The 13,410-nt window shown below is 59.2% G+C and carries 10 protein-coding genes; 2 read left to right on the plus strand and 8 right to left on the minus strand.

The features are described 5' to 3' along the window. Positions 1-408 precede the first annotated feature (408 nt). The 6 genes from AC6CIA_RS10385 to AC6CIA_RS10410 form a co-directional block, all read right to left on the minus strand. Entirely contained in the window at positions 409-2,151 is a 1,743-nt protein-coding gene (locus AC6CIA_RS10385; protein ID WP_339528442.1) for an ABC transporter substrate-binding protein, read from the minus strand. A gap of 169 nt (positions 2,152-2,320) precedes the next feature. Beyond that, positions 2,321-2,593: a DUF2160 domain-containing protein gene (locus AC6CIA_RS10390; protein WP_339528441.1), complete on the minus strand. Its 273-nt coding sequence runs from the start codon at positions 2,591-2,593 to the stop codon at positions 2,321-2,323. A 10-nt stretch (positions 2,594-2,603) separates the two neighbouring features. Continuing rightward, the gene (locus AC6CIA_RS10395; RefSeq protein ID WP_084379124.1) at positions 2,604-3,404 is read right to left on the minus strand and encodes a carbohydrate ABC transporter permease; all 801 of its coding nucleotides are present in this window, start codon (positions 3,402-3,404) and stop codon (positions 2,604-2,606) included. A gap of 10 nt (positions 3,405-3,414) precedes the next feature. Beyond that, positions 3,415-4,281: a carbohydrate ABC transporter permease gene (locus tag AC6CIA_RS10400; RefSeq protein ID WP_084379125.1), complete on the minus strand. Its 867-nt coding sequence runs from the start codon at positions 4,279-4,281 to the stop codon at positions 3,415-3,417. After that, positions 4,278-5,375: an ABC transporter ATP-binding protein gene (locus AC6CIA_RS10405; protein ID WP_498311788.1), complete on the minus strand. Its 1,098-nt coding sequence runs from the start codon at positions 5,373-5,375 to the stop codon at positions 4,278-4,280. Before AC6CIA_RS10405 ends, AC6CIA_RS10400 begins: the two co-directional genes overlap by 4 nt. After that, entirely contained in the window at positions 5,375-6,469 is a 1,095-nt protein-coding gene (locus AC6CIA_RS10410; protein ID WP_498311789.1) for an ABC transporter ATP-binding protein, read from the minus strand. Before AC6CIA_RS10410 ends, AC6CIA_RS10405 begins: the two co-directional genes overlap by 1 nt. A 226-nt stretch (positions 6,470-6,695) precedes the next feature. On the opposite strand from AC6CIA_RS10410, the gene AC6CIA_RS10415 reads away from it, so the two are divergent. Together AC6CIA_RS10415 and AC6CIA_RS10420 are read left to right on the plus strand one after the other, a co-directional pair. After that, positions 6,696-8,525 carry a sigma-54-dependent Fis family transcriptional regulator gene (locus tag AC6CIA_RS10415; RefSeq protein ID WP_498311790.1) on the plus strand — a complete coding sequence of 610 codons (1,830 nt, stop codon included), beginning with the start codon at positions 6,696-6,698 and terminating at the stop codon, positions 8,523-8,525. Positions 8,526-8,698: 173 nt separating this feature from the next. After that, entirely contained in the window at positions 8,699-10,012 is a 1,314-nt protein-coding gene (locus AC6CIA_RS10420) for a DUF6531 domain-containing protein (RefSeq protein ID WP_498311791.1), read from the plus strand. A 214-nt stretch (positions 10,013-10,226) separates the two neighbouring features. Here the strand turns inward: AC6CIA_RS10420 and cysS are convergent, their stop codons facing one another. Further along, on the minus strand, positions 10,227-11,609 hold the full coding sequence (gene cysS, locus AC6CIA_RS10425) for a cysteine--tRNA ligase (RefSeq protein ID WP_339528437.1): 1,383 nt from the start codon (positions 11,607-11,609) through the stop codon (positions 10,227-10,229). A gap of 39 nt (positions 11,610-11,648) precedes the next feature. Beyond that, positions 11,649-13,346: a glutamine--tRNA ligase/YqeY domain fusion protein gene (locus AC6CIA_RS10430; RefSeq protein WP_339528436.1), complete on the minus strand. Its 1,698-nt coding sequence runs from the start codon at positions 13,344-13,346 to the stop codon at positions 11,649-11,651. Between the last annotated feature and the right edge of the window lie 64 nt (positions 13,347-13,410).

Genomic DNA, 13,410 nt, shown 5'->3' on the forward strand with positions numbered 1-13,410 from the left:
GCGATAGCGGTAGCCGAAACACCACAAAAAACGGCACCTCACGGTGCCGTTCTACTCACCACCCTCACCTCACTTACGCGCCGCCTCCCACGACTTGAGCAAGTCGGCATAGTTCAACCCGCAACCCTTGCTCAGCCTGGTGCAGCATGCGGTGATGGCGGGTTGATCGCTTAGCGGCAAGCAGTAAGCAGAACGGCACCTTCGGGTGCCGTTTTGCGTTTTCAGGGGTTGATCCAAGAGGCGTGGCGCAGCGTCTACTGCTATCGCGAGCAAGCCCGCTCCCACATTGGATCGCATTCCAAAGGATGAACTCAGTCAAATGTGGGAGCGGGCTTGCTCGCGATAGCGGTAGCCGAAACACCACAAAAAACGGCACCTCACGGTGCCGTTCTACTCACCACCCTCACCTCACTTACGCGCCGCCTCCCACGACTTGAGCAAGTCGGCATAGTTCACGGTTTCACCCTTGGGCTTCTCGTTCGCCAGCTTCGGCTTCGGTGCGCCAGGCTGGTCGAACCAGTATTGCGCGTCGCGCTCGGGGTTCATCTTCGGCCCGCACACCGGTTGCACCTTGGCACGTTCCAGGCGCGTCATGATTGCGTCCTGCTCCTTGGCCAGATTGTCGAGTGCCTGTTGCGGGGTTTTCTCGCCGCTGGCAGCAGCCGCGATGTTGCTCCACCACAGTTGCGCCAGACGTGGGTAATCCGGCACGTTGGTACCGGTCGGCGTCCACTGCACCCGCGCCGGGCTGCGGTAGAACTCCACCAGGCCGCCCAGCTTCGGTGCCATCTCAGTCATGGCCTGGGAGTTGATGTCCGACTCACGAATCGGCGTCAGGCCGACAATGGTTTTCTTCAGCGATACGGTTTTCGAGGTCACGAACTGCGCATAGAGCCAGGCCGCGAGTTTTTGTTTTTCCGGGGTGGATTTGAGGAAGGTCCAGGCACCCACGTCCTGATAACCGAGCTTCATCCCCTCCTCCCAATACGGTCCGCGTGGCGATGGGGCCATGCGCCATTTCGGCGTGCCGTCGGCATTTACCACCGGCAGACCTGGTTTGGTCATGTCGGCGGTAAAGGCGGTGTACCAGAAGATCTGCTGGGCGATATTGCCCTGCGACGGCACGGGCCCGGATTCGGAGAACGTCATGCCCGCCGCTTCCGGTGGCGCGTAGGCTTTCATCCAATCCACGTATTTTTGCGTGGCAAACACCGCCGCCGGGCCGTTGGTGTCGCCACCACGGGTGACGCTGGAACCCACCGGATGGCAATCCTCGACACGAATCCCCCACTCGTCCACCGGCAAGCCGTTAGGCAAGCCCTTGTCGCCGCCACCGGCCATGGAGAACCAGGCATCGGTGAAGCGCCAGCCCAGGGACGGGTCTTTTTTGCCGTAGTCCATGTGCCCGTAGACGCGGTTGCCGTCGATTTCCTTGACGTCCTCGCTGAAGAATTTGGCGATGTCCTCGTAGGCCGACCAGTTCACCGGCACACCCAATTCGTAACCGTATTTTTCCTTGAACTTGGCTTTCAGGTCGGCACGCTCGAACCAGTCGGCACGGAACCAGTACAGGTTGGCGAACTGCTGGTCGGGCAACTGATAAATCTTGCCGTCCGGCGCGGTGGTGAAGGAAATGCCGATGAAATCCTTCAGGTCCAGGGTCGGCGAGGTGAAGTTTTTGCCTTCGTTGGCCATCATGTCGGTGATGGATTCGGTCTTGCCATAGCGAAAGTGCGTGCCGATCAAATCCGAGTCATTGACCCAGCCGTCATAGATATTCTTGTCGGATTGCATTTGAGTTTGCAGCTTCTCCACCACGTCGCCTTCCTGCAACAGGTCGTGGGTCAGCTTGATCCCGGTGATTTCGCTGAAGGCCTTGGCCAGCACCTTGGATTCGTACTCGTGGGTGGTGAGGGTTTCCGACACCACGTTGATACTCATCCCACGAAACGGCTCGGCGGCCTTGATAAACCATTTCAACTCTTCAAGCTGCTGGGCTTCGTCAAGGGTGGACGGCTTGAACTCACTGCCGATCCACTTTTTCGCGGCATCTTCGTATGCATCGGCCCACGCCGCGGCGCTCAGGCCGCTGAGCGCCAAGACGGCGGCCAATGAAATGCTATGTCGCAGCTTATTGTTTTTATCGAACATAGAGACCTCCTGGTTGATTTCAAACGGGACCTGCGAGACGCCAACCAATCCTGTAGGAGCGAGCGTGTTCGCGAAGGTCACGAACGATGACGCGGGAAACCTGACACCCCGAGGCGAACCCAGGTTTTTCGCGAGCAAGCTCGCGCCTACAAGGATCTGGGCGACCTCACTAGCCCCAGCGCATCACAGACAACAGCCACACCAGAGACAGCGCGGACGCCACCCAGATGCTCCAGCCGGTCACGCCGATTACCAGCAGATGCAGGTAAGCGCTTCCGAGAAGACCGATAAACAAGCGATCACCACGGGTGGTGCTGATCGGCAGAAAACCACGCCGAGGGATACTCGGCGAACGCAACTCCCAAGTGGTCATGCCCGCCAACAACAGAGCAATAGCCACGAAAAACAGCGCAGTCGGGGTGGTCCAGGCCATCCATTCCATCATCGACTCCTCAGACCCGGCCCAGGGCAAAGCCCTTGGCCACATGGTTGCGAACAAACCAGATCACCAGCATGCCCGGCAAAATGGTCAACACCCCGGCCGCCGCGAGCACGCCCCAGTCAATACCGGAAGCCGAAACCGTGCGGGTCATCACCGCCGCAATCGGCTTGGCGTTGACCGAGGTCAGCGTGCGCGCCAGCAGTAACTCCACCCAGGAAAACATAAAGCAGAAAAACGCCGTGACGCCGATCCCCGAACCAATCAACGGGACGAAAATCTTCGCGAAAAACTTCGGAAAGCTATAGCCGTCGATGTAGGCAGTCTCGTCGATTTCCTTGGGCACCCCGGACATGAAACCTTCAAGGATCCACACCGCCAATGGCACATTGAACAAGCAATGGGCCAAGGCCACGGCAATATGCGTGTCGAACAGGCCAATCGACGAATACAGCTGGAAAAACGGCAGCAGAAACACCGCCGGCGGGGCCATGCGATTGGTCAGCAGCCAGAAGAACAGGTGCTTGTCCCCGAGGAACCGATAGCGCGAAAACGCGTAGGCCGCCGGCAATGCCACCGCCAGGGAAATCAGCGTATTCAGGCTCACGTAATACAACGAGTTGAGGTAACCGGTGTACCAACTGGGGTCGGTGAAAATCACCTTATAGTTGGCCAAGGTGAAATCCTGGGGAAACAGCGTCAGGCTGCCGAGGATTTCGGTGTTGCTTTTGAAGGACATGTTCAGCAGCCAGTAGATCGGCACCAGCAGGAACAGGATATAGATCAGCAGGGGCACCAGTTTGCGTTTGCTCATGAAGGCGGCCTCAGCGATTGGCGTCGGAGTGGGTCATGGCGGTGTAGAACAGCCAGGACACCAACAGGATGATCAGGAAATACACCAGGGAAAACGCCGCGGCCGGGCCAAGGTCGAATTGCCCTACAGCCATCTGGGTCAAGGTCTGACTCAAGAAAGTGGTGGCATTACCCGGTCCACCGCCCGTCAGCACGAACGGCTCGGTATAAATCATGAAACTGTCCATGAAGCGCAGCATCACCGCGATCAGCAGCACGCTCTTCATCTTCGGCAACTGGATATGTCGGAACACCGCCCAACTGGACGCACGATCAATCCGCGCCGCCTGGTAGTACACATCCGGTATTGCCCGCAGCCCCGAGTAACACAGCAACGCCACCAGCGAGGTCCAGTGCCACACATCCATCACCAGCACCGTGACCCAGGCGTCCATGGTATTGGCAGCGTAGTTGTAGTTGATCCCCATCGCATTGAGGGTTGAACCCAGCAGGCCGATATCGGCGCGGCCGAATATCTGCCAGATGGTGCCAACCACGTTCCACGGAATCAGCAGCGGAATGGCCAAGACAATCAATACAAGCGAAGCCCAGCGGCCCTTGGTCGGCATGGTCAGGGCGATGGCGATACCCAGCGGAATCTCGATCAACAGCACACAGGCGGAATAAATGAACTGGCGCAGCAACGAGTCATGCAGACGCGAATCCAGCAGCACCTGTTTGTACCAATCGACCCCGACGAAATAGCGGCTGGACTGGTCGAAAATGTCCTGCACCGAATAATTGACCACGGTCATCATCGGGATCACCGCGCTGAAGGCCACCAGCAGGAATACCGGCAAGACCAGCCACCACGCCTTGTTGTTCTGCACCTTGTTCATGGCCGTGCCTCCAGCAGGTAATCATCGGCATAGACCATCAGCCATTGCGCCGGGAAGCTGATGGACGCCCTGCCCTCGGGCACCGGTTTGTCTTCTGCCAGGCGCACCTTCAGCGTCGCGCCATCAAGGTCCAAGGTCATGATCTTGTAGGTGCCGAGGTCTTCGACATGGATGACATCGGCTTGCAGCACGTCGGGGTTAGGCTCATCCCAGACATGAATAAATTCCGGGCGGATGCCGACCTCAAGCTTCTTGTAATCCATCTCTGAAATTTGCCGTTGCAGCGTCTCGGACAATGCCAGGTGCGTGCCGGCAAACCTCACGCCACCGGCCTCTGCCTGCACTTCGATCAGATTCATCCCCGGGCTGCCGATGAAATACCCGACGAAGGTATGGCTGGGCCGCTCGAACAATTCCCGGGGTGTGCCGAATTGCACGATCTGTCCGCCATACATCACCGCGATCTTGTCGGCAAAGGTCGAGGCTTCCAGTTGATCGTGGGTCACGTAGACCATGGTGATGTTGAACTGCTCGTGGATCTGCTTGAGCTTGCGCCGCAGCTTCCACTTCAAGTGCGGGTCGATGACCGTCAGCGGCTCGTCGAAGAGGATCGCCGACACATCATCACGCACCAGCCCCCGCCCCATGGAAACCTTCTGTTTTTCATCGGCGGTGAGGTTGCGGGCTTTTTTGTCCAACAGCGCCTGGAGGTCAAGCACCTCGGCAATTTCCTGCACCTTGCTGTGAATCTTCGCCTCGGCCATGCCTTGATTGCGCAGCGGAAAAGCCAGGTTGTCGAACACCGTCATGGTGTCGTAGACCACCGGGAACTGGAACACCTGGGCAATATTGCGTTTTTCCGGGGTCAGGTCATTCACCACCTTGCTGTCAAACAGCACCTGCCCCTCCGAAGGACTGAGCAGGCCGGAGATGATGTTGAGCAACGTCGACTTGCCGCACCCCGAAGGGCCGAGCAAGGCATAGGCACCGCCCTGCTCCCAAACGTGGTTCATTTCCCGGATGGCGTAGTCCGAAGGATCGAGCGGCGTAGGGCTGTAACTATGAGCCAGGTTCTGCAAATGGATCTCGGCCATCAGGCAACCCTCGCGATACGCCGTCCGGGGGCCTGGAGCAAACGTCCCTGGCCATCGAACACAAACAGTTTATGGGTGGGGATATAGATGCGGATGGGCGCGTCCACATCGTATTCATGGACCCCCGGCAGGTGCAGGACCAGCAGGAAATGTTCGCTGCGTACATGCAGGAAGGTTTCCGAACCGCTGATCTCCGCGACTTCGACCGTCACCGCCAATTCCAGATCGTCGTCGTTGCTAGGCACCAGGCTGATATGGCTGGGGCGCACGCCAAAACGGAACTCGCCTTCACCGATGGGCCGCAGGTCAACATTCAAGGGGAAGTGAACATCGTTGACGAAACTCACTTCATTGCCGCTGATGCGCCCCGGCATCAGGTTGATTGGCGGTTCGGAAAACAGCTCGGCCGCCAGCACCGTTTGCGGTTGGTGATAGACCTCGGCGGCCTTGCCGCTCTGGATCACTCGGCCTTCGTGAAGAATCGTGGTGGTCCCACCCAGCGCCAGGGCTTCGTTGGGCTCGGTGGTGGCATAGATGGCGATGGTGTGGCGCGCCTTGAACAGCTCACGCATTTCCTGACGCAGTTCTTCCCGCAGCTTGTAGTCCAGGTTCACCAACGGTTCGTCGAACAGAATCAGTTCGGCATCCTTGACCAGCGCGCGCGCCATGGCCGTACGCTGTTGCTGACCGCCGGACAGTTCCAAGGGATGGCGTTGCAGGAATTTCTCGATGCGCAGCATCTTCGCGGTTTCCAGCACCTTGTGCTGGATCTGCTCGGCGGACACGCCCGCCTGGCGCAAGGGCGAGGCAATGTTCTCGAACACGGTCATGGTCGGATAGTTGATGAACTGCTGGTAAACCATCGACACGTTGCGCAGGCGCACCGGCTTGTGGGTGACGTCGACACCGTTCATCAGGATGCGCCCGCTGTCGGGCTTGTCCAGGCCAGCCATCAAACGCATCAGGCTGGTCTTGCCGGACAGTGTGCGCCCCAGCAAAACGTTGAAGGATCCGGCTTCAAAGCTCAGATTGGCGTCATCGATCCAGGTCTGGCCTTCGACGACGCGGGAGACATGTTCCAGGGTCAATGACATGACACGCCCTTTTATTATTGGAATGGTTCTGTCCTGAGTTCAGAGCGAGTTTCGTGCCAGAAACAACAAATCCTTACTTATCAATGGATTGTTAAAAATCCACGTTCACCTGTGAACAGAAATGAACATTCGCAACTGAACAATTGAACAGCCAGGGGCTTGACAATGAACAGTTTTTAACAACACTGAATGAGCCATAAAAACAACAATAAAGAAGGTCCCTGCCATGGCCGCACCCGCTCCGCTGCTGGCGCACGACACCATCATCCAGGACTCCTGGCGCCGCTGCCGCGCCTTCGGCCTGGATCACCAGAGCACGCCCAGCTTCGATCAACTGCCCGCCGACGGCATCAGCCAACTGCTGGAACGCCAGCATTCCCTGGTGCAGACCACTCACCAGGAAGTCCTGCCCTATTACGAGAACATCCTCAGCAACTCCAATTGCCTGATCATGTTGGCCGATCATCAGGGCCAGGTCCTGACCTCCTGGGGCACCCAGCGGTTTATCGAGCCAAAGCTGGCCCGGGGTTTCAGCGCCGGGGCCAGTTGGCTGGAGCGCTCGACCGGCACCAACGCCATCGGCACCGCCCTGGCCTGCGCGCAGGCGGTGCATATCGAACACGATGAACACTTCCTCAAGGCCAACCGCTTCATGACCGGGTCGGCGGCACCGATCTTTGATGCCCACCGCGAAATCATCGCCGTGCTGGACGTGTCCAGCGACAGCTATCTGCCCCCCTCCCACACCTTGGGCATGGTCAAGATGATGAGCCAGACCGTGGAAAACCGGCTGATTCTCAACCTGTTTGGCGGCGAGCATTTCCAACTGACCTTCAATACCGGGCTGAACAACCTAGACAGCCAATGGGCTGGCCTGCTGATCTTCGATGAAAGCGGCCAGGTGCTGTCGGCCAACCGCCGCGCCGATAATTTGCTGGGCATCAGCCTGTCACGGGTGATGATCGACAGCTTGTTCAAAGTGTCGTTGCTGGAACTGCTCAATCAACCCGAAGGCTTGCCGTTCGCCCTGCAAGCCGCCGGGCGCAATCGCTTTCAATGTTTGCTGAAGCGGCCTAAACAAACGCCGATCCAGGCGCGGGTCTTTGCACAACCAACACCTGCCGCACCCGCAGCCATCAACCTCAATACCCTGCACTTTGGCGACGGCCGCGTGGAAAAGGCCGTGCGCCAGGCCGAGCGGCTGTTGGAAAAAGACATCCCGCTGCTGATCCACGGTGAAACCGGAGTGGGCAAGGAAGTTTTCGTCAAAGCCCTGCACCAGGCCAGTTCCCGCAGCCAACAAGCATTTATCGCCGTCAACTGCGCGGCCATTCCCGCCGAACTGGTGGAGTCGGAGTTGTTTGGCTACGAAAAAGGCGCCTTCACCGGCGCCAATCAGAAAGGCAGCATCGGCCTGATCCGCAAGGCCGACAAGGGCACGCTGTTTCTTGACGAAATCGGCGACATGCCTTTGCCCACCCAGGCTCGACTGTTGCGCGTATTGCAGGAGCGTTGCGTGCAACCGGTGGGCAGCAGCGAGTTGTTTGCAGTGGACCTGCGCATTATCTCGGCCACCAACCGTTCGTTGCGCGAACAGGTGCAGATCGGACGCTTCCGCGAGGATTTGTACTACCGCATCGGCGGCTTGACCCTGGAGCTGCCACCTTTGCGCGAGCGCAGCGATAAGCAGGCATTGTTCAAGCAACTCTGGCAACAGCATCGCGACCCTACGCAATGGGCCGGACTCAGCGCCGAAGTGCTGGCGTTATTTGAGCAGCATCCGTGGCCGGGCAACTTGCGGCAGGTCAGCAGCGTGATGCAAGTCGCCCTGGCCATGGCCGAAGAGCAGCCGATTCGTCCGGAGCATTTGCCGGATGATTTTTTCATCGACCTTGGACAACGCCCACCGCAACCCCGCGTGTACCGCGAGACGCCGCAAGCGCTGCAAGACCTGAATCAAAGACTGGAGGCGGTCGGCGGTAACATCTCGCATTTGGCGCGGGAGTTGGGCGTGAGTCGCAACACCCTGTACAAGCGATTACGCGCGACTACATAGCTGAACTAGGCGTTTTTTCCTTAGGCTTGATCGCCGTTCCATGTAGTTATGCACGGCGCTGCCGAACAAAAAAGCCCCCGTTCGCCGTAAGCTGCTTCTGATTTTCCGGCACACGGCTGCGGCCGGTCTTTTAGCGGTGCAGACTGCAATGCCCGTTTCTTGCAGAGAACGTCATGGATGACTTTGCGTTTATCGATTCGATTGATGATTCGCCGTGCGTGTCGAAAAACCCGAATGGCCAGGCCATTACCAGCGCCGAGCAGACCGTCACCGACGGTTGCCGGGTGTCGATGGTGACCGGCGAGGCACTGTTGATACTTACCGAGGGTGAGTTGCCCGGGGTCCTGCCGTTTGCCTGGAAACGGGTGTATCGCAGCAGTGCGGTTGATCTGGATTGCGGCGTGGGTTTCGGTTGGAGCCACGCCCTGGCCCATCGGCTGGCGGTGGTGGGGGATTCGGTGGTGTGGACCGATCACGAAAACCGCAGCAGCACCTTCGCGCTGCCCAGCGTTGCGCGGCCGACCATCAGTAACAGCCTGGCCGAAGCGGCGATCTGCCTGGGCGCTTCGCCGGATGAACTGATCGTGACTCAGGCTGCGCGCCGCTACCACTTTCGCGACACGCTACTGACATCGATCAGCGATGCGTATGACAACCGGCTGCATATCAGCCGCGATGCTTCGGGACGTATCCAGCGCCTGTCTAACCAGGCGGGTCGGGCCTTGCTGTTGCGCTACGAGCAAGCACACATCGTCGCCGTCGACTATCAGACATTCGACGCGCAAAGCCTGCTGAGCGACGCCTGGATTACTCGACAAACCCTCGTTTCCTACCGTTACGACACACACCAACGGCTGGTTGAAGCGACCAATGCCGCAGGCCAAAGCGAGCGCTATCGCTACGATGCGCAGCAGGTGATGCTGCAACGCTCGTCAGCCGCTGGCGCGAGTTTCTTCTGGGCGTGGCAACACTCGGGCAAGGCTGCGCGGTGTGTCCGCCATTGGGCGAACTGTTCGCGGATGGACACGCACTACGCCTGGGATGATTACGGCGGTGTCACGCTGTCCCGCGCCGATGGCAGTCGGCAAGTCTATGTGCATGACCCGCGGGCGCGGCTGGTACAACGGATCGATGCGCACGGTGCGCAGTATTTCATGTCATACGACAAACAGGGTCGGTTGACGGTCGAGCAAGATCCGCTGGGCGCGGTGACGGCCTATCAGTATGACCAGGCCGGGCGGCTGATATGGCTGTTTCCTGGCGAAGACAAGCCTATTTCCTACGAGTACGCCAACGGGTTCCTGCATCTCGTGCGTCGCGGCCACGCGGTCTGGACCTTCCAGCGCAACAAGCAGGGCGATATCACACGCAAGACCGATCCTGACGGCAACGTTACCGTTTACCGTTATGACACACGCGGCTTGCTGACCGAAGTCAGGTATCCCGACGGCCACCTCACCCGCCTCGACCTGGCCGACGGCGAATAAAAAACGCCCCGAACCAGCCGTAATGCCGTTCAGTTAAGCAAATGCCTGATACCGCTTGTGTGGCGAGGGGGCTGGTCCCCCGTTGGGCTGCGCAGCAGCCCCCAAACCTGTCACCCCAGTTTGGACTGAAGGACGGAGGAGGCTTTTTTTGGGGCTGCTGCGCAGCCCAACGGGGGACAAGCCCCCTCGCCACAGCCTTAGCAGCCATCAGCCGTCAGTCAGCCAACCGCCACGTCGTCCCGCCCTTGCCGTCTTCCAACACCACGCCCATGGCGGTGAGTTGGTCGCGGATGCGGTCGGATTCTGCCCAGTCCTTGTTGGCACGGGCATTCAGGCGGGCCTGGATCAGTGTATCGACCTCGGCTGCATCCACACGTCCTTCGGCGCCTGCTTGCAGGAAGTCATCGGCTTCCATTTGCAGGACGCCCAACACGCTTGCCAGCTCCTTGAGACGCGCAGCCAAACCCGCCGCCGCGTCGAGATCGCTCTCACGCAGGCGGTTGATCTCGCGCACCATTTCGAACAGGACCGCGCACGCTTCCGGGGTACCGAAGTCGTCGTTCATGACGTCGGTAAACCGTGCCACGAACCCTTCGCCACCGGCAGGCGCCACGGCAGGCAAGCCTTTCAACGCATGGTAGAAACGCTCCAGGGCGCCCTTGGCGTCCTTGAGGTTGTCTTCCGAGTAGTTGATGGCGCTGCGGTAATGGCTCGACACCAGCAAGTAACGCACGACTTCGGGGTGGTACTTTTCCAGCACGTCGCGGATGGTGAAGAAGTTGTTCAAGGACTTGGACATCTTCTCGCCATTGATGCGAATCATGCCGCAATGCATCCACGCGTTGGCGTAGGTCTTGCCGGTGGCGGCTTCGCTTTGCGCGATTTCGTTCTCGTGGTGCGGAAACTCAAGGTCGCTGCCGCCGCCATGAATGTCGAAGGTCTCGCCCAGGCAGCAGGTGGACATCACCGAGCATTCGATGTGCCAGCCCGGACGACCGGCGCCCCATGGCGATTCCCAGCTCGGTTCGCCAGGCTTGGTGCCTTTCCACAGCACGAAGTCCAGCGGATCCTGCTTGGCTTCGTCAACTTCAATGCGTGCGCCGATCCGCAGGTCTTCGATTTTCTTGCGCGACAATTTGCCGTAGCCCATGAACTTGGCGACGCGGTAGTACACGTCGCCATTGCCCGGGGCGTAGGCGTAACCCTTGTCGATCAGGGTCTGGATCATCGCATGCATGCCAGGGATATGATCCGTGGCCCGCGGTTCCATATCCGGCTTGAGGATGTTGAGGCGGGCCTCGTCCTCGTGCATCGCGGCGATCATGCGTTCGGTCAAAGCATCGAACGACTCGCCATTTTCATTGGCGCGGTTGATGATCTTGTCGTCGATGTCGGTGATGTTGCGCACATAGGTCAAGTCATAACCGCTGAAACGCAGCCAGCGGGTCACCAGGTCAAAGGCAACCATGCTGCGGCCGTGGCCGATGTGGCAGTAGTCGTACACGGTCATGCCGCACACGTACATGCGCACCTTGTTGCCATCCAGCGGCGTGAAGACTTCTTTGCTCTTGGTGAGCGTGTTGTAAATCGTTAACACGACGATTCCTTCTCTCTATGCGAGCCGGTCAGGCCTGCATCACTGGCCCCACGAATCACGCAAGGTCACGGTACGGTTGAATACCGGAGCGCCCGGTTTCGAGTCCTTGATATCCGCGCAGAAGTAGCCTTCGCGCTCGAACTGGAAACGGTCTTCCGGCTGTGCGTTGCCCAAAGATGGCTCGGCACGACAACCCGTGAGTACTTGCAGGGAGTCAGGGTTGATGTTGTCGAGGAAACTCGCACTGTCTTCGGCCTTCTCAGGGTTCGGCGAGCGGAACAGACGATCGTACAGACGCACTTCACACTCGACGCTGGCCGCGGCCGGCACCCAGTGGATCACGCCCTTGACCTTACGGCCTTCAGGGTTCTTGCCCAGGGTGTCCGGATCGTACGAGCAACGCAGTTCGACGATGTTGCCATCGGCGTCCTTGATCGCTTCGTCGGCGCGGATCACGTAGCTGCCGCGCAGGCGCACTTCGCCGGCGGGTTCCAGGCGCTTGTAGCCTTTTGGCGGCTCTTCCATGAAGTCTTCACGGTCGATATAGAGTTCACGGGCAAACGGCAGTACACGCACGCCCATGTCTTCTTTCGGGTGACGTGGCAGTTCGAGGTTCTCGACCTGGCCTTCCGGGTAGTTGGTGATCACGACTTTCAGCGGACGCAGCACGCACATGGCACGCGGGGCGCTGTGATCGAGGTCGTCACGGATGCTGAACTCGAGCATGCCGAAGTCAACCACGCCGTCGGAACGGTTGGTGCCGACCATTTCGCAGAAGTTGCGGATGGATTTCGGCGTGTAGCCACGACGACGGAAGCCCGACAGCGTCGACATGCGTGGGTCGTCCCAGCCGTTGACGTGCTTTTCATCGACCAGTTGCTTGAGTTTGCGCTTGCTGGTGATGGTGTAGTTCAGGTTCAGGCGGCTGAATTCATACTGGCGCGGCTGGGCCGGCACCGGCAGGTTGCTCAGGAACCATTCGTACAGCGGACGGTGGCTTTCGAACTCCAGGGTGCAGATGGAGTGGGTGATGCCTTCGATGGCGTCCGACTGACCGTGGGTGAAATCGTAGTTGGGGTAGATGCACCACTTGTCGCCGGTCTGGTGGTGATGGGCATGACGGATGCGGTACATGATCGGGTCGCGCAGGTTCATGTTCGGCGAGGCCATGTCGATCTTGGCCCGCAGTACCCGCTCGCCGTCCTTGAATTCGCCGGCTTTCATGCGGGCGAACCAGTCCAGGTTCTCTTCCACGGAGCGATCACGGAACGGGCTGTTCTTGCCGGGTTCGGTCAGGCTGCCACGGTATTCCTTGGCTTGCTCGGGGGTCAGGTCGTCGACGTAGGCTTTGCCGGCCTTGATCAACTCAACGGCCCAATCGTGCAACTGGTCGAAATACTGCGACGCATAGCGCACTTCACCGGACCATTCGAAGCCCAGCCACTTGACGTCGCTTTCGATCGCGTCGATGTATTCCTGGTCTTCCTTGGCCGGGTTGGTGTCGTCGAAACGCAGGTGGGTGACGCCACCGAACTCCTGGGCCAGACCGAAGTTCACACAGATCGACTTGGCGTGGCCGATGTGCAGATAGCCGTTGGGCTCTGGCGGGAAACGGGTGACGATCTGCGTGTGCTTGCCCGAATCCAGGTCCGCCTGGATGATCGGGCGCAGGAAATTGACCGGGACCGCAGGTCCGGTCTTGGAATTCGAGGTAGGGTCGACAGTGGGCTTGCTCATAGGATCCTTGAACAGACAGGTTCGTGGCCGGGTCAGGCCAGATAAAACAAAGGCGTTATCATAG

The organism is Pseudomonas sp. GQ91 (genome assembly GCF_059758795.1).

Coding starts and splice junctions, on each gene's coding strand:
- AC6CIA_RS10430 (WP_339528436.1), bottom strand. CDS start 13,346: ATGAGCAAGCCCACTGTCGACCCTACCTCGAATTCCAAGACCGGACCT.
- AC6CIA_RS10385 (WP_339528442.1), bottom strand. CDS start 2,151: ATGTTCGATAAAAACAATAAGCTGCGACATAGCATTTCATTGGCCGCC.
- AC6CIA_RS10415 (WP_498311790.1), top strand. CDS start 6,696: ATGGCCGCACCCGCTCCGCTGCTGGCGCACGACACCATCATCCAGGAC.
- AC6CIA_RS10410 (WP_498311789.1), bottom strand. CDS start 6,469: ATGTCATTGACCCTGGAACATGTCTCCCGCGTCGTCGAAGGCCAGACC.
- AC6CIA_RS10395 (WP_084379124.1), bottom strand. CDS start 3,404: ATGAGCAAACGCAAACTGGTGCCCCTGCTGATCTATATCCTGTTCCTG.
- AC6CIA_RS10400 (WP_084379125.1), bottom strand. CDS start 4,281: ATGAACAAGGTGCAGAACAACAAGGCGTGGTGGCTGGTCTTGCCGGTA.
- AC6CIA_RS10420 (WP_498311791.1), top strand. CDS start 8,699: ATGGATGACTTTGCGTTTATCGATTCGATTGATGATTCGCCGTGCGTG.
- AC6CIA_RS10390 (WP_339528441.1), bottom strand. CDS start 2,593: ATGGAATGGATGGCCTGGACCACCCCGACTGCGCTGTTTTTCGTGGCT.
- AC6CIA_RS10405 (WP_498311788.1), bottom strand. CDS start 5,375: ATGGCCGAGATCCATTTGCAGAACCTGGCTCATAGTTACAGCCCTACG.